This window comes from Candidatus Omnitrophota bacterium (genome assembly GCA_040755155.1).
Lineage (GTDB): Bacteria > Hinthialibacterota > Hinthialibacteria > Hinthialibacterales > Hinthialibacteraceae > JBFMBP01.
Genome location: JBFMBP010000071.1, coordinates 1 through 21,361, shown reverse-complemented (window position 1 = coordinate 21,361; position 21,361 = coordinate 1). Strand labels below are relative to the sequence as shown.

Here is a 21,361-nt window from a genome sequence, read left to right as displayed (position 1 = left end):
TCATTTCTCCCCATTGAATTCATGTACGGCGCCAATCATGGCGACGATGTTTTCCACCGGCGTATTGGCTTGGATATTATGCACGCTATTGAAAACGAAGCCGCCGTTTTGGGAAAAGACCTCGCAGCGGCGCAAAACCTGCTCTCGCACTTGTTGCGGCGTCCCGAAGGGCAGGTCTTTCTGCGTATCCACGCCTCCGCCCCAAAACGTCAACCGGTCGCCGTATTTCGCCTTCAAGCCTTCCGCTTCCATGCCCTTCGCCGAGCATTGCACCGGATTGACGATGTCGAAACCCGCGTCGATGAAGGCGTTCATAAATTTCTCCACCGCCCCGCACGAATGCTTAAAACTCTTCCAATGCGTATTCTTGTGAATCCAATCGTTAACCTGTTTGTAATAGGGAAAATAGAGCGAACGGAACGCCGCTTCGGAACAAAACGTGGAACTCTGCGTCCCGAAATCCGTCCCGCAAACAAAAACGGCGTCTACGATATCCCCTATAATGTTATGAATCTTCTCCAGGTTTTTTAAGGCGATTTCGCATTGGCGGCAAAAAATCTTGTGAATATAATCCTGCCGCGTCGCCGTGGACATATACCACTCGGCGATATCGCGCACGCCTTTGGGATGCTTGAGAAACGGCGCCGGAACGAGGGCGATGTCGCCGAATGCGGTTCCTCCGAAGGTAGCGGCGATTCCTCGCGGCGTACAAGCCAGTTCTTGCGCCTGGCGGGCGAAATGGGCTAGATCGTACTCGGAGATCGGCCCGAATTCCTCCAGGTTGTCTTGCGGATCGAGGCGGCTCTCGTCGATTGGCTCCTGACGCATGATGGCGTCGAAGAAATGCCCGCCTTTGGGCATCCGGCCGCTGGGCGGAACGCTGCGGTCTCCCTGCGGATAGATCAGCGTATCGCCGTTTTCGTCCACATCGGTTTGGAAATCTTCTGAAACGAGCACTTCCAAACCCTCCTGCGTGCGCCATTCTTTCCAGTTTTTGTTGGGAAAGCCGAAGATGGTGCAGCGGGTGACGATCCCGTCCACATCGATACCCATCGCTTCTTTTAGATCGTCGTCGATCCAGCCCAGCATTTGATAAGGCTCATGAACCTTCACCAGCCGCTTTTCCAGCCCGTAATATTCGCGCAGAGCCGCCACGCGGCTGACATGAATGCCGGTAACCGCCGTACTGCCGAAGTCGATAGGAACTTTCCCCGATTTATGATTCAAGGCGTTTTGCAGTCTTTCTTTGCTTGTCATGGACAGGCTCCCCGGGAAACATAGTTACGTTTCATTAATCTGCTTTTCGTCTTGGCTGCATTTTATCTCTCAACAAACAGATATCGTATCGTCGTAAAAAACGGATTAAAGCGGCCTTCTGAGTCCATTTTCAGATATCCATTGACAAAACGAATGTAATCATCATCAGTGAGGTTTTCATCGATGAACGGCGATATAACCTGCTTTCTCATATCCTGCAATTTTGGAATATTTAGGCCAAGCCGTTTGATCGTTTCATCCGCCGCTTTGTCGCCATATTTTGGAAGAATTTGTCCATCTGCCGTAAAGGAGAAATGGTTTTCGCAATCCTTGTTCAAGGGAGATATCAACAAATCTTCATCAAACCAATCGCCTTTGAGATAGCCGCAGTGACGAGGTATCCTTTCTTCAATTTGATCCAAACATGAGCAAAGCATATTGGAATAATCAAGAGGATCAACGCCATCGCTTTGAGGGCGAAAATGTTCGATATGGCAGTCGCCTTCAACTATACGCCGTTCGCAATAACAACAGATATGTCCTTGCTCGTTCATGAGCGCCCTTCGAATGATGTCCTTTATCTTTTTTCTTCCTAGTTTACGCCGGTTTGTGTTAAGTTGAGATTTACGCTTAGTTAATTCTACAGGTTCATTTCCTTTGACAATGTATTTCATTTACCGATGATCTCCTTGCGTTTGAAGAGAACATCGGCTCTGACGAGTTCTGGATCTTCCCCGATTTCATCTCTTATTCTTTCTATCTCGCGGCGGGCGTTTTTCAAATTCCCTTTATCGATGATCCGGTAAAGTCTTTGGATGCGTTCTTTTATATGCGTAGGACGCGCATCGACTCCCATCAAATCCTCAAGAATTCTGTCCGTGTTTTTACCGTAAGATTCATACGGCTTTTCGCAGATAATGCCGTTTTTTGTTTGTTGTAAAAGAAAAAGACATTCCGGCCTTACATCACTGATGACTTGCGGCGAATGAGTGGAAAGAATGAACTGACAATTCGGGAATGTGCGCGTCAAATTTGATATTACTGTTCTTTGCCAGGCAGGATGCAAATGGAGATCAATTTCGTCAATCATAGCTACGCCCTCGCCTTCAAGCGGATCGGATAATGAGGGATTTGCGATGGCTAGACGCCGCGCCATGTCTCCGATTAACGCCAGAAGGCATTTCTCTCCATCGGACAATTGAAGGATATTAAAAATTTTTTTTCCTTTTGTAACTTCCATTTTTAAAGGATTGCGGCGAACGCGGATATTCGAGAAGCCGGTAAAGGCGGAAATAGCGTTTCTAACGGCTTTGAGTTGCGGATCGGTATAGGAACTATCCTCACGAATGATCTCATTTTCATAGTCTTCCCGCTCGCGAAACCATTCGAAGAATAATCGGAAATCGTTTCGCTGACCTGTTAATGCCTGATCGTAGGCTGTTATCTGTAAAAATTTATGTTTAGTGCGCCTTAAAGGAACATCAAGAACGGTTCTATTAACGCTGTAATAGACGCATAGTGGAAGGCAGTAGTCTTTATGTTTTTCTAAACCATCATACACATCATTTACAATTGTATTGATTTGCGCATTATTATAGATGGCTCTTTTCATCTCAAACTTGCGCCCTTTGTCTATACTCCAACTTACTTCCTTTTTGTTATATTTAACAAATATCTTATTATTAGTATCCTTTTCGTCAATTGTGATGTCATTTTCACTAAAAGAACGGCCTCTTTTAGGAGGAGATGCAATAGGATCAATAAGCCGCGAAAGGAGAATGGCAATGGCGTCGAGGATGCTCGACTTCCCGGCGCCGTTCTCGCCGACAAGTACATTGACATGCGGCTCAAATTCGAGCGTCATGTCGCGAATGCCTCTGAAATTGCTTAGCGTTAATTTTTCGATTCTCATGATCGCGCCTTCTTGCATCAATGATCTATATCTAATTTGCTGTTAATGGATTAAATTTCCTCCGGCAGCAAATACGGCGCGCGGTAGGAGCGGACTTGGCCGTAGAGGATGGCGTTGGCTTCGTCGTCGTTGAGGCACTTTTGCGTTTGCGCGTCGAAATGCAGCGTGCGTTCTACGCGATAGGCGGCATTGGCTAAGTGAATGTGCGCCACGGAAAGATAGCCCTCGCGGATTTCTGCTTGTTGATCTTCGCGCTTTCGCGACCGGACGGCCTTAATGAAATTGGCGAAGGGATTGCCCGCGTCCTTCTTTTCTTTTACCAGCTTGCGCTCTCTTCCCATATACATGCGGTAGCGCTCGCCCCAGCGATCCGTCACGATATAGCCTTTGGAACCAAGAAAAACCACGCCAACCGTGTTTTCGTCTTTGGAATCGATTTCGTCGTTCGTAATCCAATGGCGCACTTCGAAGACGAGCATCTTGTTTTCTTGGGGATATTTGAAGGAAGCCACTAGGCAGTTAGGCGTCTCCTGATCGTCGTCGAACATGAAATGCCCGCCGAGCGCCTGCGCCGCGCTGGGCAACTCCACGCCCAGCCCCCATCGGGCTACGTCCATTTCGTGGACGCCTTGGTTGCCGATGTCCCCATTGCCGTAATTCCATTGCCAATGCCAGTTGTAATGGTAACGGTTTTCCGTAAAGGGCAATTTTTTCGCCGGGCCGGTCCAGAGATCGTAATGGAATTCGACAGGTTCCGGCGCTTCCGGCTTATGGCCGATGGTATCGCGCCATTTGTAGCAGATTCCTTTGGCGTAATAGACCTCGCCGATCGCGCCGGAACGGATGTTGTCGATCGCTTCACGGATAGCGGCGGAACAGCGGCTTTGCGTTCCATGCTGCACGATCCGGTCGTACTTGCGCGAAGCCTCCAGCAGTTTTTGTCCTTCCGCCAGGTTGTGGCAGCAAGGTTTTTCCACATAAACGTCTTTGCCCGCCTGGCAGGACCAAATGCCGATGATGGCGTGCCAATGATTCGGCGTGGCGATGGAAATGGCGTCGATCTCCTTGTCTTTCAACATTTCGCGCACATCGGTAAATTTCTTGACCGGATTTTTGAGGAAATCTTTGAGTTCTTCCGCGCGTTGGTTCAGGATTTTTTCATCCACATCGCAGAGAGCGGCGACTTCTACGTTTTTTTGCTCGCCGAAGCTTTTGATATGATCCACGCCCCGCCCCTTCAAGCCAACGACGCCGATTCGTACCGCATCATTCGCGCTCGCCCATGAATTCGCTGCTATCATGGCGCCTAGGCTCGCCGCTCCCGCCGACTTTTTTAGAAAATCTCTTCGGTTATTTGTTTTCATCGTTCTATTCTCTTTCCATAGAATGGCTTCGACTCGATTTTCTCGATCATAGAATAGAAAACCCGCTCCATCAATCGCTTGTTGAGAGGAATGGAGCGGGGGAAATGAAAAAACTCTATGTCCGTCATGAAAAGGCGGCGGGGAGAATATTTAATTGAGTGCGCGAATCAATTGGCTGGCTTCGCCGCTCCGGCCGTTCGGCTTTTGCTGCGTTCGATCGATTGCAACGCCAGGTATTTCTCGCCGAATTTGGCGAGATTTTCCATTTCCTGGTCGTATTGATCGAAATGACGCTCCTCGTCCATGACCAGGTCTTCGAATAATTTCTTCGAAACCGAATCGGCGTTCTGCGAGCATTCGTTGGCCCAAATGTTATACTCTCTCGCGCTTTCTTCTTCCATTTTGGCGGCGCATTCCAACATGACTTTTACGTCGTGTATCTTTTTCGCTTCCACGGAGGCTTTGATCTCCACTTCGCCTTTCAGGAAAAGGATGCGTTCCGCAAGCCGTTCGATATGCAGCATTTCTTCGATGGCGGTCTGCTTGAAGAGAACCGCCAAAAGATCGTACCCCTGATCGTCGCAATGGAAATGGAAATACATATACTGATGAACGGCGGATAACTCGTCCGAAACGGCTTTGTTCAACAACTCAACGCTTTTTTCGTGCATTTGTCTTTACCTCCAATTTTTGAGCGGCGCTTGCAGTGCGAATGCCCTTTTCAGGGTTAAAAAAAACTAAATAAGAATAATTCTTATCTTACGGATAATAAGAACAGATTTCCAGGGATTTGTCAATGGTCAATTGCATGGAATTTTGACTCAAATTTTCGATCGTTCTGAAGAGAAATATCCGTTTTCCGCCGCATCACCAGTCCGTCGCTTTGGCTGGGTGGCAAGACCAAGGCCTCAGCATGCCCTTGAGGGATTTATCAAAGGCAGACTTCGTCTTGCCTTTTCCACCCCGTTGCTCATTGTCATCCCTAGAAAGGCTATTTTAAAATGCCCCTTTAAAGGGGCAAACGAAAATAGCCCGTCGTTTCAACGGCGGGGCGGCAGGGCTTTTCTTCCTACAATCGCCGAGAGTTTTTCCTCGGTAGGGGGCCGCATCACCACTCCGTCGCTTCGGCGGGAGCGTCGGCCAACGTGGAGGATATCCAGTCGGCCTGAGACAGTTGCTCCCTCGTAAAGCTGGTGGTCAAGGCCAAGCATTTGGATCCGGCTGCCTTGGCAGCCTTAACGCCGTTGACGGCGTCTTCTACTACAAGACAATTTTCCGGAAGGACGCCCAATTTTTCGGCTGCGGCCAGAAAGCAATCGGGAAAAGGCTTCTTGCGCTCCACATCGCTGCCGGTAACGCAGGCGTCGAAGGTTTCTTGGGGGATTTTCAATTCTGTCAGGTTTTGATGCAATTTAATGGCGTCGGCGCTGGTGGCGACGGCCATCTTCAATCCTTTCTCTCGGCAATGCCCCAAGAATTCATAAACACCAGGCAGCGGCTCGATGCGGCCTATGATAATTTCACCGTAAATTTCGTAGGTTCGCTTCTTGTCTTTTTCGATATCGAGGACGATGCCGTATTTTTCGGCGACGCCGCCGAGAAAACGATTTTCGCCCGCTCCCACGAAGGGAATGAAATCTTCATGTTTCACGGCGAAGCCTTTTTCCGCAAACATGCGCACGGCGGCTTCGCTGATGAAAGGTTCGGAATCGAGGAGTACTCCATCCATATCGAAAATGACGGCTTGAATCATATCTATTGCCTCTCCATGATTAACAATATTGAAGATGGAAATATCATAACGCCGCCGCCTCGATGCGATAGGGATGGATTCAGGGGCGAGAAAAGACGATATAACGGCCAGGTTTGACCGCTTTCCACCCCAACGTCATCAACGCCTTTCGCGCCCGATCCGAATGCGCAACGGCGATTTGTACCTTTTTGGCGTCCAGCATACGCTGGATTTCGGGGAGAGATTTGGCGAACAGGCTGGGATTTTGGGAGTCGTTCATGCGTAAGGCTATGGAAATATTCTGGTTGCGATCGAATTGAGAGCGGGTGAAATCGCCGCCGCAGCCCAAAAAGGCGATAGGCATCCATTCCCAATCGAATACTTCTATCAATAAACTTTCCGGGGGGACGTTTCTCTCTTTCGCCGCATCGCGCAGATTGATTCCGGCTTGAAAAAGATCCTCTTTGACGAAAATCGGCGCTTCGGGAATCTTATAGGCTTGGTGAAAAACGCAGAACAAGACGGTGATGAGAAGATAGCGCATTGGCATAAGACGGGAAAGAGGCAAAAAACTATACCCTGCTAACGGCAACAATGCAACGTAAACAGGCGCTGTCAAGCGCCAAAAACTATGAGTAGGCATCATACCCAACGCCGCCGCTGCGCATTGCGCCGCCGCATAAAGCAGGATGGGCGCGATATATATAAATGCCGGACGGCGCAGGAATGGCTCTTCGCGAGACGATTGCAGGACAAAAAATCCAACTAGAGCAAGAAAGAGGTATAAGGGAGAAAATTCCAGATAGATGCGAATGAATTGCAGAGTCGTATGCCAAGGAGCATTCCCGTAAATCGCCGTAAATCCGCCTTTCAACCGCGTGAAATAGGACAAGTTGCCGCCCGCGCCGCTGGAATGGGAGACCATCCAAGCGGCGGGAAACAGGCAAAGGAGTACTATGCCGCCAACCAGAAACGCCGCTCCTTTGGGCGTCAAAATCGTACGGCGAAAACGAATGCTAAGCAAAATATATAGGATGAACGCTAACGCGGCCCCTTCCAGGCGGGTCATGGAAGCAAAAACGGCCGCCAAAAGGGCAACGGCGGCCCAGCCGAAAGAAAGGCGAGTCCAAGCGTATCGATAAGCCAAAAGCGCCGCGAGAAAAAGCGCGATATATATGGCTTCCGCCAAGGCGCAGGTTCCCAGCCACACCCAGGCGGGAGTCAACGCATAAGCGGCGCAGGCGAACCATGCCGGGATATAAGCCGATATCTCCTTTTCGGAAGGATTCTCGTCATGGAAAGAGTGGGTCAAACCGGCGATGATGGCGATTGCGAACAGGGAGGAAAGAATAGAAAGCAGGCATAAATTCGAACGGCCCGTATGAAAAAGCAACTCCAACAAGCCGCCTAGCCAGAAGGGCAGGGGAGGCCAAGTGAGATCGGGGAAGAAAGAGGGGGATCGCGCCCACAGAAGCGCAAGACGCGCGCGCGCAACATCGTCGGCGGATAGCGTGTAAAATCCATTGGCGTCGATCAATAGTCCCAACGAAACGGCCAGCCTCAGCGTTAAGATGGAAAGGATGCCGATGCCTAAGATTTTTTTCCCCGTCGTTGTCATAGTAATTAATATTTCTCTTCCTTGTCGGCCAATTAAAATAGCATGGCGTTAAACCCTGATATTTTCACGGTGTGAAGACAGCATTGAAAATTCACAGCATAGAAAATTCCCCTTGACAAGTTTTTATCTCTTCAATAGAATTATTAGTTTACAATGTCGCCTATAGGTAAAAAGTCCAGAGCGGGGATCAAAAATCCTACCAAACCAATTATACGCGTATGATTCACGAATTTCTTAACTATCTCCTGCGGTCGGAATGCGCCGCAGCGAACCTACTTGTCTCTGCGTCTATTTATCGTTCGTCCCTACCTGTATCCATGAGGCGCGATGCGAAAAGTCATCCTCTTTCGTTCTGGAAACCGAATTCGCGGGTGGAATCCGCCAGGCATTCCCCCCGGCGGGGACTATAAACGGGCATCGTTAACTAAAGGCAATAAAATCATGGTCTTATCCAAACCTCCCAACGAGAAAAAATGATTTGTCCCCACAATAAAATTTAATATGCGTTAAGAGAATAAACCAATCGGAGGAGTAAGGTCAATGGCGAAAGCAGCAGATAAATGTCCATGGCGGGAAAGGAAGAGCTTTGCCAAGATCCATGCGGTCATCGATATGCCAGACTTGATCGAGACCCAGCAACGTTCGTACGACGGTTTCCTGCAACAGGACGAATTGCCGGACAACCGGGCAATGATGGGATTGCAACAAGCTTTTTATTCCATTTTTCCCATCAAAGGCCGTGATAGTTCATCGCTTGAATTCGTGAACTACAATCTGGGCCGGCCAAAATATTCCGTGCCGGAGTGCATTGACCGGGGAATGACTTTCGCCGCACCGCTGCGGATCAAAGTAAGACTGGTCGTCAAGAGCGGCAAAGAAGAAGCTTCGGAAATTATCGATATCCGCGAGGAGAATATTTACCTCGGAGAAATCCCCCTGATGACTCCGCGCGGAACGTTTATCGTCAATGGCGCCGAGCGGGTGGTCGTCAGCCAGCTGCATCGCTCTCCCGGTGCGACGTTCAACGTGGAAATGCACCATAGCGGCCAACGCTTGATCCAAGGAAGCATCATCCCCAATCGAGGCGCCTGGCTGGAATTCGAGAACGATCTGAACGACGTTCTTTCCGTCATCATCGACCGGCGGCGCAAATTGCCCTCCACCGTGCTGCTGCGCGCCTTCGGTTATGAAAGCGACGACGAAATCCTCAGCCTTTTCGTCAATCACAAATCCATCAAATTGTCGGCGAAGTCGAAAGGCAAATTGGCCGGAATGACAGTCAGCCGCGATTACGTCGATCCGGAAAGCCATATCACCCTCGTAGAAGCAGGAACGGAATTAACTGACGAAATAATAGACAAATTGATCGAATTTCATTGCAGTGAGATTTTCATCGTCGAAGGAGACGATCGCGATTACAACATCCTGCGCAACACGCTGCTTAAAGACAATACCACGGACAAGGAAAGCGCTTTGGGAGAAATTTATCAGACATTGCGTCCCGGCGAACCGCCCGCTCCCAAAAACGCCATCGCCTTATTCGAAAATCTGTTTCTCAAAGCCCGCCGCTACGATTTGTCCCGCGTCGGACGCTATCGCCTGAATAAAAAACTCGGAACCCACATCGATCTCGATACGGTCACCCTCGTTCCGGAAGATATCGTGTCGATTATCAAGCATATTCTCCTGTTGAACCGGGGCGAGGGCGTGTCGGACGACATCGACCACCTCGGCAACCGCCGGGTGCGAACCATCGGCGAATTGTTGGAAAATCAGATTCGGGTAGGATTGGCGCGCATGGAGCGGACGATCCGGGAAAAGATGGGCATTCTCGACCTGGAAAACGTCATGCCGAGAAACCTGATCAACGCCAAGCCGATCACCACCGCCATCAATGATTTCTTTGGACGCAGCCAGCTCTCCCAATTTTTGGATCAGGTGAATCCGCTTTCGGAATTGACGCACAAACGGCGCCTTTCCGCCCTCGGACCCGGCGGTTTGAACCGGGAACGGGCCGGATTCGAGGTGCGCGACGTGCATCATACTCACTATGGCCGCGTTTGCCCCATCGAAACGCCGGAAGGTCCGAACATCGGCTTGATCTCCAGCCTTTCTACATATGCCCAGGTCAACGAATTCGGATTCATCGAAACGCCTTACCGGAAAGTGAAGAACAGCACGGTAACCAAGGAGATCGAGTATCTCTCCGCCGATGACGAAGACAACAGCATCATCGCCCAGGCGAATGCGCCGTTGGACGCAAAAATGCACTTCGTCAACGAGACCGTTCTTTCTCGCTATCGCGGCAATTTTCCGCGCGTGTTGCCGGATCAAGTCAACTACATGGACGTTTCCCCCATGCAGTTGGTCTCCATTTCCTCTTCCTTGATTCCCTTCCTGGAGCACGACGACGCCAACCGCGCTCTCATGGGTTCCAACATGCAGCGCCAGGCGGTGCCTTTGCTGCGCACGGAAGCGCCGCTGGTGGGCACGGGCGTGGAATACAAAGCGGCGAAGGACTCCGGCGTTGTCGTCGTTGCCAAGCGGGACGGCCTTGTGGAATATGTCGACGCCAGCAAAATCGTCGTCCGCCCCGATAGGCAGATGTCGGATAAGGATATGGACGTCTATACGCTGCAAAAGTTCTTCCGTTCCAACCAGAACACCTGCATGAACCAAAAACCGATCGTGCGTAAAGGCCAAAAAGTGGATGAGGGATGGGTCATCGCCGACGGCCCAGCGACGGATATGGGCGAGTTGGCGTTGGGGAAAAACGTTCTCTGCGCCTTCATGTCCTGGGAAGGAGCGAATTACGAAGACGCCATCGTCGTAAGCGAACGCCTGATTAAGGAAGATATTTTCACCAGTTACCATATTGAAGAATTCAAAGTGGAAGCGCGCGATACGAAATTGGGAGAAGAGGAGATCACGCGGGATATTCCCAATGTCGGCGATGAAGCCCTGAAAAATTTGGACGAAAACGGCGTCATCCGCATCGGCGCTCCCGTGCGCCCCGGCGACATTCTCGTCGGCAAAATCTCTCCCAAAGGAAAAGTGCAAACCTCCAACGTCGAAAAATTACTGCGCGCCATCTTCGGAAAACGAGCGGAAGACGTAAAAGATATCTCTCTCAAAGCCTCTCCCGGAACCGAAGGAACCGTCGTCGACGTCAAGGTCTTCTCCCGCAAAATGCGCGGCGGACGCGGACGGGCGGAAGACGAACGCGCCATCAAGCGCCTTCTATCCGATCGGGATAAAAAACTCGTGGATTTGCAGGATGATTGGCGGCAAAGAGTGCAAAATACGCTGATCGGAATGGAATTGAAAGGCGATGTTCTCAATCCGACGACCGGCGAGATTTTGTTCTCGAAAGGGCGGAAAATCGCGCAAACAGATTTTAATAAACTGGGAGAGATCGATATCCGCGATCTCAGCATCGACGGCGATCCCGTCCTCGACAAAATCCGGATGCGCAACCAGCAGGAGATGGAAGATATCAACCAGCAATACGAAAAGCAGGTGGAGTATATTAAAACCGGCGACAATCTTCCCCCCGGCGTCTTGAAAATGGTGAAGGTCTATGTCGCCAAGAAGAAGCGCCTGTCCATCGGCGACAAGATGGCGGGCCGTCACGGAAACAAAGGCGTCGTCTCCCGCATCGTCCCAGTGGAAGATATGCCGTTTCTAGCGGACGGAACGCCGGTCGACATTATTCTCAATCCTCTCGGCGTTCCTTCCCGTATGAACGTCGGCCAAGTGTACGAAACTCACCTGGGATGGGCGATCGAAAAATTGGGAATGCACATCGCCACCCAAGTTTTCGACGGCGCCAAAGAGAGCGACGTCGTGGAACTTCTGGAGAAAGCGGGTCTGCCCAAGACGGGAAAGTCCGTTCTTTATGATGGAAGGACGGGTAATCCGTTTCAGGAAGAAGTAACCGTCGGCCAGATTTATATGTTGAAACTCAACCACTTGGTAGACGACAAGATTCACGCGCGCTCCATCGGACCTTACTCTTTGGTTACGCAGCAGCCGTTGGGCGGCAAAGCGCAATTCGGCGGGCAGCGGTTGGGCGAGATGGAAGTTTGGGCGCTGGAAGCCTATGGCGCGGCTCATACGCTGCAGGAACTCTTGACCGTCAAATCGGACGATATCGTCGGACGGAATCGCATCTACGAAGCGATCGTGAAAGGCAAGAACGCCCGCGCGCCGGGATTGCCGGAATCCTTCTATGTGTTGGTCAAAGAACTCCAAAGTCTGGGCCTAGGCATCGAACTGGTCGAAGACGAGGAGGAAGCGGAGGAAAAAGACGACGGCGGCGCCAAGGCGAAGGTGGAAGTGACCGAGCTTGTCGAATCCGGCAGTTGATCCCTTATGAAAAAGTTCCCGGGCGCGATCGCCGCTCGGATGAGGAGATAACTCAATGTGGAAATCGTTGCAAACCCCAGCCGCGAAAAGACGGGAGGACGAGATTCGCGATATCAACCGGGTCCGCTCCATACGGATTACCCTGGCGGCTCCGGAACAGATTCGCAGCTGGTCCTACGGCGAAGTAAAAAATCCCGAAACCATCGATTACAAAACCTATAAACCCAAAACCGATGGTCTGTTCTGCGAAAGAATCTTCGGACCGACGCGGGATTACGAATGCGCTTGCGGCAAGTTTAAAGGAATCAAGCATCGCGGCGTCGTCTGCGACCGTTGCGGCGTCGAAGTAACCCAGTCCAAAGTCCGCCGCAGCCGTCTCGGGCATATCGAATTGGAGATGCCCGTCGCCCATATTTGGTTCGCTAAGGGCGTTCCCAGCCTTATGGCCCTTTTCCTGGATATGTCTCTCAAGACTCTGGAACGGGTTCTTTATTACGAGGAATACATCATTCTCGATCCCGGCAGTACGGGTTTGAATTACATGGACGTCATCTCCGAACGGGAATTCGTTCGGCTGCGGGAAGAATATGGAACCGATTTCCGCGTCAGCATGGGAGCGGAAGCGATCAAGGAAATCCTGATCGATCTCGACTTGGAGAAATTGGCGAACGAACTGCGCACCGAAATCCGCGAGGGAAAATCCAAACAACGCATCAAACGATCCATTAAACGTCTGAAAGTCGTTCAGGATTTTCGCGGCAGTTCCAATAAACCCGAATGGATGATTATGGAAGCGTTGCCGGTCATTCCCCCTGATTTGCGGCCTCTTGTGCCGCTGGACGGCGGACGCTTCGCCACTTCGGATTTGAACGATCTTTACCGCCGCGTCATCAACCGCAACAACCGCTTGCGGCGCTTGAAAGAAGTCCGGGCGCCGGAAGTCATTATCCGAAACGAAAAACGAATGCTCCAAGAAGCCGTAGACGCCTTGATGGACAACGGGCGGCGCGGACGGCCCGTCAAAGGCTCCAACAATCGCCCCTTGAAATCCTTAAGCGATATGCTCAAAGGCAAACAGGGACGCTTCCGTCAAAACCTTCTGGGAAAGCGCGTGGATTATTCCGGACGCTCCGTCATCGTTTGCGGCCCCGAATTGAAATTCAACCAATGCGGCTTGCCGAAGCAGATGGCTCTGGAATTGTTCGAACCGTTCATCATCCGCCGTTTGGAGGAATTGGACGAAGTAACGACGATCCGCAGCGCCAAGCGCAAGATCGAGCGCGGCGATCCGGAGGTCTTCGACGTTCTGGAAGAAGTGATTCAAAATCATCCCGTGTTGTTGAACCGCGCTCCCACGCTTCACCGTATGGGGATGCAGGCTTTTCAACCCAAATTGGTGGAAGGAAAAGCCATTCGACTTCACCCGATGACCTGCACGGCCTTCAACGCGGACTTCGACGGAGACCAGATGGCCGTTCACGTCCCTCTTTCAAGCGAAGCCCAGGCCGAATGCAACAATTTGATGCTGGCCATGCACAATATTTTAAGTCCGGCGGACGGTAAGCCGATCTCCACTCCCAGCCAGGATATTGTCTTGGGATGTTATTTTCTCACCAAAATCCGCAATCCAATCTATAGCGATTCCCCCCGGCGCTTTACTGACGAACGGGAAGCGATCATCGCTTACGATCATGGCTCCATTGGTTTGCAGGATGAAGTCGAAGTGCGCATATCCGGTACGCGGTTGCGTACGACCGTGGGTCGCATCATGTTCAACGACATTCTTCCCATCCGGCTGCGATTCACCAACCGCGTGATGGACAAAAAGTCGTTGTCCGCCTTGGTTCTGGATTGCTACAATAATTATGGGGAAGAACGGACGGCGCAATTTCTGGACGAATTGAAAGCCTTGGGATATTACTACGCCAAGTTGGGCGGCATCTCCATCAGTCTCAACGACATGGTCGTTCCCAAAAAGAAAAAAGACCTGATTGACGACGCCCGCAAAGACGTGCAAGTGATTATGGATCAGTACGAGAAGGGGGCGATTACCGATATCGAACGCTACAACAAGGTAATCGACCGCTGGATCCATACGACCGACGCCGTCGCCGAATCCATGATGCAGGAATTGCAGCAGGATAATCAGGGCTTCAACCCCATCTATATCATGGCGGATTCGGGCGCTAGAGGTTCGAAACAGCAAATCCGCCAGCTGGCGGGTATGCGTGGATTGATGTCGAAGCCGATGAAGAAACTCACCGGCGGCATCGGCGAAATTATCGAATCGCCCATCGAATCCAACTTCAAAGAAGGATTGACCGTGTTGGAATACTTCATCTCCACCCACGGCGCCCGCAAAGGATTGGCCGATACGGCGTTGAAAACGGCGGAAGCGGGTTACCTCACGCGGCGTCTCGTGGACGTCGCGCAGGACGTGATCGTAACGGAAGAAGATTGCGGCACCCTCAACGGACTGGAAATTGCCGAGATCAAAGAAGGCGATCAAGTGATCGAGGCCTTGGAAGACCGCGTTCTGGGCCGGACGGCGGCGGAAGACATCGTCAATCCGTTAACGGGCAACATTATCGTTAAGCGCGGAGACGAAATTGATGAAGACGCCTCCAATGTCATCGGAAAATGCGGCATCGAGAAAGTCCAGATTCGTTCCGTCGTAGCCTGCGAATCCCCTCGCGGCGTTTGCGCCAAATGTTACGGACGCGATCTGGCGCGCAAGAAGAAAGTGGGAATCGGCGAGGCCATAGGCATCGTGGCGGCTCAGTCCATCGGCGAGCCGGGTACGCAGCTGACATTGCGCACATTCCACATCGGCGGAACCACCAGCCGCATCCTGGAAGAATCGGAAATCCGCATTCGCCGCAACGATGACGGGTTGGGCGGTTTGCGCGACGGCGAGTCCGGCATTGTGAAATATGTCAACCTCCGGTTGGTCGCCAACCGGCATGGGGAGCTGATTTCGGTGAATAATATCGGACGGCCCATCCTGCTTCGTTCCGGCATTGCCTGTCCCGATTTGGGAACGAAGAGCGATCCGATCGTCAAATACGTCAATTTGGAGATCACCGACGCTGGCAAGCAATCCTACGCCGTACGGGGAGGCGGTTCCATTCTCCTTACCAACTCGCGCGGGAAAGCATTGATAACCTATCCCAATATTCCCGCAGGCGCAGCTATCTACTTTAAAGATGGCGATCGTTGTCCGGCCGGCAAGAAGATCGCCGATTGGAATCCATTGATCGTCCCGGTGATTGCTCTGAGCGAAGGCAAGGCGAGTTTGGAAAATATCGCCGCCAAAGATTTGTTGAAAAAAGACGATCTACGCATTGTTCCGCCGGGATGCGTTAATGCGCAATTGGCCGTAACCAAAGGCAAAAGCGCAACAACATATTCTTTGCAGCCAGGGCATCGTTTGGCGATCAAGGATGGTGACTCCGTAAAAGTGGGGCAAATCCTGGCTTTTCACGAAACGCCCACCATCGCCGGATGCGAGGGGAAAGTGCGTTTCCGGGATATCGTCGAAGGCGTCACCGTCAAACGGATTCTCGATCCCATTACCAATAACTTGAAATCCATCATTTCCGATTATAGCGGCGATAAAACGCCTCGAATCGCCATCGTTGACCGCAACGAAGCGGCCATTGAGGAATTTACTCTCCCCGCCGGTTCCATCTTGACCGCTGAAGATGGATCCGACGTTTTGACCGGCTTCATCTTGGCCCATACGGATCAATTGGTCGATCATTTCCGCCAATTGGTAACCGGCATTTCTCTCGGCGCCGTCATCGCCGTAGCCGACGGCGATGAAGTCGTCCGCCAGGGTAATATGATGTTCATGGATGGCGAAAAGAAGGAAGAAGCCAACGTCATCGCCCGCTGGGATCCCTATTTTAAGGCGGAGATTGCTTCCAAAGACGGCAAATGCAAATTCGACCAGATCATCGAAGGCGTAACGATGCGCCGCCAACAGACGGAAGGCAGCGCCGCTTCCCAAATGATTATTATGGAGCATAGGGAAGACAAGCATCCCTCCATCATCATTCATAGACGGAATCAGGAACCGGAATATCATCCTTTGCCGGCGGGCGCTCATATCGTCGTCAATGATGGAGACGATATTTCGGCGGGCGATATTCTGGCCAAGATTCCCAAAGAAACCTTCCGCTCCCGCGATGTGACCGGCGGTCTTCCCCGCGTCGAAGAACTTTTCGAAGCGCGCCGCCCCAAACAGCGCGATCTGGCCATCATCACCAAAATCGATGGGTGGGTAAGGCTTCCCAAACCCGAAGAAGTCGATGAGGCGATGGAAAAGAAACTGGAAAAGAAGCGGAAAAGAGGTACGCGCCTCATTCTTATCACCGATAAAGACGGCGAAATCCTCGCCGCTCACGAAGTCGACGCCGGCAAACACGTGATCGTCAGCGACGGCGACTGGGTTTCTACCGGCGACAAACTGGTGGATGGCTCCATCGATCCTCATGAATATCTCGAAGTCATGGGCGAGCGCGTCACTCAGCAGTATCTTTTAAACGAAGTCCAGGAAGTTTATCGCCTGCAGGGCGTCGGCATCAACGATAAACATATCGAAATTATCGTCCGCCAAATGATGCGCAAAGTAACGATCACCGATCCCGGCGATACGATATTCCTCCAAGACGACGATATGGACCGCTTCATGGTTCGCAGAGAAAATGAGCGCGTCATGAAGCAAGGCGGCAAGCCCGCCCAGTTCAAACCGCGCCTCCTTGGCATCACGAAAGCCTCGCTGGGCACGGAATCGTTTATCTCGGCGGCTTCGTTCCAGGAAACGACCCGCGTTTTGACTCAAGCGGCCATCAGCGGCAAAACCGATCACCTCCTAGGCTTAAAAGAGAACGTAATCATGGGACACCTGATTCCGGCGGGAACAGGTTGGAGGCACCATCAGGATTATTATAAAGACCTCTTGGCGCGTGAATTCGATAAAGTACCAAGTTTTTAAAATTCTACGACTTGCGCTTCTTTTCCTAGCGTTGGGACGGGATGGTCTTTTCCCGTCCCAATGTGAGGAGCGATGTATTTTCTCGAAAGTATTTTTTGAAAAATCTAAATGGAGCATGTTCCGTAACTATTTGAATTTATTTGACTAACCACTCTTATGAAACGCCAGAGTAGAAGAGGCTTCCAGCCTCTTGTAGGGAAAGAGCCAAGATGGCAAAGAGAGGGTTGAAGATTTCTCGGTCGCTGCGCTCCCTCGAAATGACATGCCGCGATGCCGGGCGCGGTGGGAAAAATCGTTAATCATGGTCTTTCCCGTGCTACGACTCTGTCATTTCGAGCGATAGCGAGAAATCCTTCCCCACGCGGGTCTATTTTTTCTGCCTGATATAGCCCGCGAATCGCGGGTGGGATGCTCTTATGAAACGCCAAAGTAGAAGAGGCTTCTAGCCTCTTGAAGGGAAAAACAAAGAGCCAGGATATCTCTACTACTTTTTCTCTAAAGGTTTAATGGAGCATGTTCCGTAACTCTTTGAATTTCTTTTATTAACCACTGGCTACTGGCCGCTGGCCCCTGTTTTTAGGGATATTTAACATAAATTTTTATCGGAGAAGGTTCTAAAGGCTTGACGAATGGTTAGAATCTGATTATTCTTTCACCCTTGTGTCAAGAAAATCCGTCCTCCCATCCTAGCGGGATGCCTTTCAGTTGGGACATCCCTCTTTAAACCTGTTTATCCTCACATGAACGGAATCGGGAGAGGTTAAAAGCCGAAAATAGGAAGACTATGCCAACTATCAATCAGCTGATTAAAAAAGGGCGGCAGACCAAAAAGAAGAAATCGAAGGCTCCGGCGATGCAAGGCTGTCCGCAAAAGCGCGGCGTTTGCACCCGCGTTTGGACCATGAGCCCCAAAAAACCGAATTCCGCCCTGCGGAAAGTCGCCCGCGTGCGGTTGACGAACGGCGTCGAAGTCAACGCTTACATCCCCGGCGAAGGGCACAATTTGCAAGAACACTCGATCGTGCTGATCCGAGGCGGACGCGTTAAAGACCTTCCTAGCGTTCGCTATCACGTTATCCGCGGCGTTCTGGAATCGATGGGCGTGGAGAAGCGCAAGCGCGGCCGCTCCAAATACGGAACGAAAAGACCGAAAGCGTAAATCTTATTCTTTCAAAGATATAAATAGGAACGATTATGGGCAGAAAAACAAAAGTCGTAAAAAGACTGATCCTCCCCGATCCTGTATATAACAACGTCTTGGTGACCAAATTCATCAACAACCTTATGGTAAAAGGGAAAAAATCGCTCGCCGAACAGATTTTTTACGCCATGATGGATGAAATCCAGAAAAAGACGAAACAGGAACCTTTGGCTCTCTTCAAATCGGCGGTGGAAAACGCCAAACCGGACCTGGAAGTCCGTTCCCGCCGCGTGGGCGGCGCTACCTACCAGGTTCCCGTCGAAGTGCGTTCGGAACGGCGTCAAACCTTGGCCATCCGTTGGCTGATTTCCTCTGCCCGTTCCCGAGGCGAACGGGGGATGATCCAAAAATTGGCTAATGAATTGGTCGATGCGGCCAGCAACCAAGGCAACGCCATCAAGAAGAAGCAAGATACCCATCGCATGGCGGAGGCGAACAAGGCTTTTGCGCATTACCGCTGGTGATTGGCGCGATCGATAAAGTGTATTATCCGTCTCTGGCAGGGCAAATGAACCCTGCGTTTTTTTGCCTGTCCTGGATGAGAGAAGATGAAAACTGTGAGCGCGAAAAATACTAAGTTGGCTCTGGTTCGCAACATCGGCATCGCCGCCCATATCGATGCCGGTAAGACGACGACCACCGAGCGTATTTTGTATTACACGGGCCGCACTCACAAAATCGGCGAAGTCCACGACGGCGCCGCCGAAATGGACTGGATGGAACAAGAGAAGGAACGAGGAATCACCATCACCTCGGCGGCCACTTATTGCCAGTGGCGGGACTATCACATCCACCTTATCGATACTCCCGGCCACGTCGATTTTACCATCGAGGTGGAGCGTTCTCTACGCGTTCTTGACGGCTGCGTAGTCGTGTTCTGCGCCGTTGGCGGCGTGGAGCCGCAATCGGAAACGGTTTGGCGCCAGGCGGATCGCTACTCCATCCCCCGCATTGCTTTCGTGAACAAAATGGACCGGGTGGGAGCGGATTTCGATCGCGTCGTCGCCCAAGTCTCCGATAGGCTGGGCGGCAAACCGCTGCCTATTCAAATCCCTATCGGCTTCGAGTCATCGTTCCAGGGCGTCGTCGATCTCGTCCAGATGAGAGCTCGCCTCTGGCTGGAAGATTCCGGCGATTACGGAACGACCTATCAGGAAGCCGATATACCGGAAGAACTGCGGGAGAAAGCGGAAGAAGCTCGCGAACGATTGATAGAGAAATTGGCGGACGCCGACGACCGGATTTTACATAAATTTTTGGAAGGCGAGTATATCGAAACCGTGGAACTGAGCGAAGCGATCCGCCGCGCGGCGATTCATAGCGGCTATGTTCCCATCCTCTGCGGCTCCGCCCTGAAGAACAAGGGCGTTCAATTGTTGCTCGACGCCGTGGTCGATTATCTCCCCTCCCCGCTCGATGTCCCGCCCGTCGTAGGATTGAATCCGGAAAAGAAAATCGATGAAATCCGCGAAGCCTCCAAGGACGATCCTTTCACGGCCCTCGCGTTTAAATTGATGGCGGATCCCCATGGCCGTCTTACCTATCTGCGCCTCTATTCGGGCCAGTTGAAAACGGGATCGGTCGTCTACAACGCCACGAAAGGCCGTAAAGAAAAAGTCGGACGGCTGTTGCGGATGCACGCCAATAAACGAGAAGAGATTAAAGAGGCGCAAGTCGGCGATATCGTATGCGCCGTGGGTTTAAGTCAAACCACGACCGGCGATACGCTGACCGATATCGGCCACCCTATCTTATTGGAATCGCTGAATCTGCCCGATCCCGTCCTCTCGGTGGCCATCGAACCGAAAACCGTCGCCGACCAGGATCGCTTGAATCAGGCCTTGGCGCGCATGGCGGAAGAAGATCCTACATTCAAGATTAAGACCGATCCGGAAACAGGCCAAACGATTATCTCCGGCATGGGCGAACTCCACCTGGAGATCATTGTCGACCGGATCCTGCGGGAATACGGCGTAAAAGCCAACGTGGGCAAACCGCAAGTAGCCTTCCGCGAAACCATCGGCGTTGCGGCGGAACATGAAGAAAAATATATGCGCCAACATGGCGGCAAAGATCATTTCGCCCACGTAAAATTGGAAGTAAGCCCCCGTCCAAGCGGATCGGGCTTCGAATTTAAAAATCTGGTGGGCGATGAAGCTCTACCCAAGGCGTTTGCCGCCGCCGTGGAGCGCGGCGTCCGCGAAAACCTGCAAAGCGGAGTGCTTTTAGGGTATCCAATCATAGATATTGGAGTAAAATTAACCTTTGGAGCCTTCCACCCGGTTGACTCTTCCGAAATGGCTTTTACAATTGCTTCTTCTATAGCTTTTCGCGAAGCGATAGAAAACGCTCGGCCGATTTTGCTGGAACCGATCATGTCGGTCGAGATTGCGTGTCCGGAAGAGTTCATGGGCGATATCCTTGGCAACCTGAACTCCCGCCGAGGGAAAACCTCAGGCTTCGAGCAGCGGGGCGGATCGCAAATCATACGCGGCCATGCGCCTCTATCCGAAATGTTTGGCTATGCGACGAGTCTTCGTTCGCTCTCCCAGGGACGCGCAACGTATACGATGCAATTAGCCCGCTATGAGGAAGTTCCCAAAACCATTCAAGAAAATCTCCTCGCTGGCGTAGGCGGATTTTCAAATTCTAGGGATTAAGCGGATTCCTGGGCGCCGGAGTGCGCCGCAAGGGCTGCCGGCGCCGCCGGCGGATGGAAACCAGCGAACGTAAAATAAAAAATAAACTTTCTTTCTGTATGGGAAGTGGAGGATTGGAAAAACATGGCGAAGCAGAAATTCGAACGGACGAAGCCGCACGTGAACGTGGGAACGATCGGGCACGTGGACCACGGGAAGACGACGCTGACGGCGGCGATAACGATGGTGCAATCGCGCAAGGGTCTAAGCG

13 protein-coding genes are annotated in these 21,361 nt (G+C 51.6%); 6 read left to right on the top strand and 7 right to left on the bottom strand.

Features of this window, described 5'->3' with window-relative positions:
- The 7 genes from AB1656_09170 to AB1656_09140 form a co-directional block, all read right to left on the bottom strand.
- On the bottom strand, positions 1 to 1,257 hold the full coding sequence (locus AB1656_09170; protein ID MEW6235543.1) for a uroporphyrinogen decarboxylase family protein: 1,257 nt from the start codon (positions 1,255 to 1,257) through the stop codon (positions 1 to 3).
- A 62-nt stretch (positions 1,258 to 1,319) separates the two neighbouring features.
- Positions 1,320 to 1,931 carry a retron system putative HNH endonuclease gene (locus AB1656_09165; protein MEW6235542.1) on the bottom strand — a complete coding sequence of 204 codons (612 nt, stop codon included), beginning with the start codon at positions 1,929 to 1,931 and terminating at the stop codon, positions 1,320 to 1,322.
- Positions 1,928 to 3,169 carry an AAA family ATPase gene (locus AB1656_09160; protein MEW6235541.1) on the bottom strand — a complete coding sequence of 414 codons (1,242 nt, stop codon included), beginning with the start codon at positions 3,167 to 3,169 and terminating at the stop codon, positions 1,928 to 1,930. The genes AB1656_09165 and AB1656_09160 overlap by 4 nt, the downstream gene beginning before the upstream one ends.
- Before the next feature lie 50 nt (positions 3,170 to 3,219).
- Positions 3,220 to 4,533: a Gfo/Idh/MocA family oxidoreductase gene (locus AB1656_09155; protein MEW6235540.1), complete on the bottom strand. Its 1,314-nt coding sequence runs from the start codon at positions 4,531 to 4,533 to the stop codon at positions 3,220 to 3,222.
- A 167-nt stretch (positions 4,534 to 4,700) separates the two neighbouring features.
- Positions 4,701 to 5,204, bottom strand: a complete 504-nt coding sequence (locus AB1656_09150; GenBank protein MEW6235539.1) for a ferritin-like domain-containing protein — start codon at positions 5,202 to 5,204, stop codon at positions 4,701 to 4,703.
- A 437-nt stretch (positions 5,205 to 5,641) separates the two neighbouring features.
- A complete protein-coding gene (locus tag AB1656_09145; GenBank protein MEW6235538.1) occupies positions 5,642 to 6,286 on the bottom strand; it encodes an HAD-IA family hydrolase in 645 nt (214 codons plus the stop codon).
- A 79-nt stretch (positions 6,287 to 6,365) separates the two neighbouring features.
- Positions 6,366 to 7,883 carry a hypothetical protein gene (locus AB1656_09140; GenBank protein MEW6235537.1) on the bottom strand — a complete coding sequence of 506 codons (1,518 nt, stop codon included), beginning with the start codon at positions 7,881 to 7,883 and terminating at the stop codon, positions 6,366 to 6,368.
- Positions 7,884 to 8,423: 540 nt separating this feature from the next.
- Here AB1656_09140 and rpoB point away from each other — a divergent pair.
- The 6 genes from rpoB to AB1656_09110 all read left to right on the top strand — a co-directional run.
- Positions 8,424 to 12,251, top strand: coding sequence for a DNA-directed RNA polymerase subunit beta (rpoB, locus tag AB1656_09135; GenBank protein ID MEW6235536.1), 3,828 nt, complete (start codon positions 8,424 to 8,426; stop codon positions 12,249 to 12,251).
- A gap of 55 nt (positions 12,252 to 12,306) precedes the next feature.
- Positions 12,307 to 17,250, top strand: coding sequence for a DNA-directed RNA polymerase subunit beta' (rpoC, locus tag AB1656_09130; protein ID MEW6235535.1), 4,944 nt, complete (start codon positions 12,307 to 12,309; stop codon positions 17,248 to 17,250).
- Positions 17,251 to 18,034: 784 nt separating this feature from the next.
- Complete coding sequence (gene rpsL / locus AB1656_09125) at positions 18,035 to 18,409, top strand: 30S ribosomal protein S12 (protein MEW6235534.1); 375 nt, start codon at positions 18,035 to 18,037, stop codon at positions 18,407 to 18,409.
- A gap of 35 nt (positions 18,410 to 18,444) precedes the next feature.
- Positions 18,445 to 18,915 (top strand): 30S ribosomal protein S7, encoded by a 471-nt coding sequence (gene rpsG / locus AB1656_09120; GenBank protein MEW6235533.1) that lies wholly within the window; start codon positions 18,445 to 18,447, stop codon positions 18,913 to 18,915.
- 84 nt (positions 18,916 to 18,999) lie between these two features.
- Positions 19,000 to 21,111 carry an elongation factor G gene (gene fusA, locus AB1656_09115; GenBank protein MEW6235532.1) on the top strand — a complete coding sequence of 704 codons (2,112 nt, stop codon included), beginning with the start codon at positions 19,000 to 19,002 and terminating at the stop codon, positions 21,109 to 21,111.
- Positions 21,112 to 21,234: 123 nt separating this feature from the next.
- Positions 21,235 to 21,361 (top strand): GTP-binding protein (locus AB1656_09110; GenBank protein ID MEW6235531.1); only part of this gene is annotated, 127 nt, incomplete at its 3' end.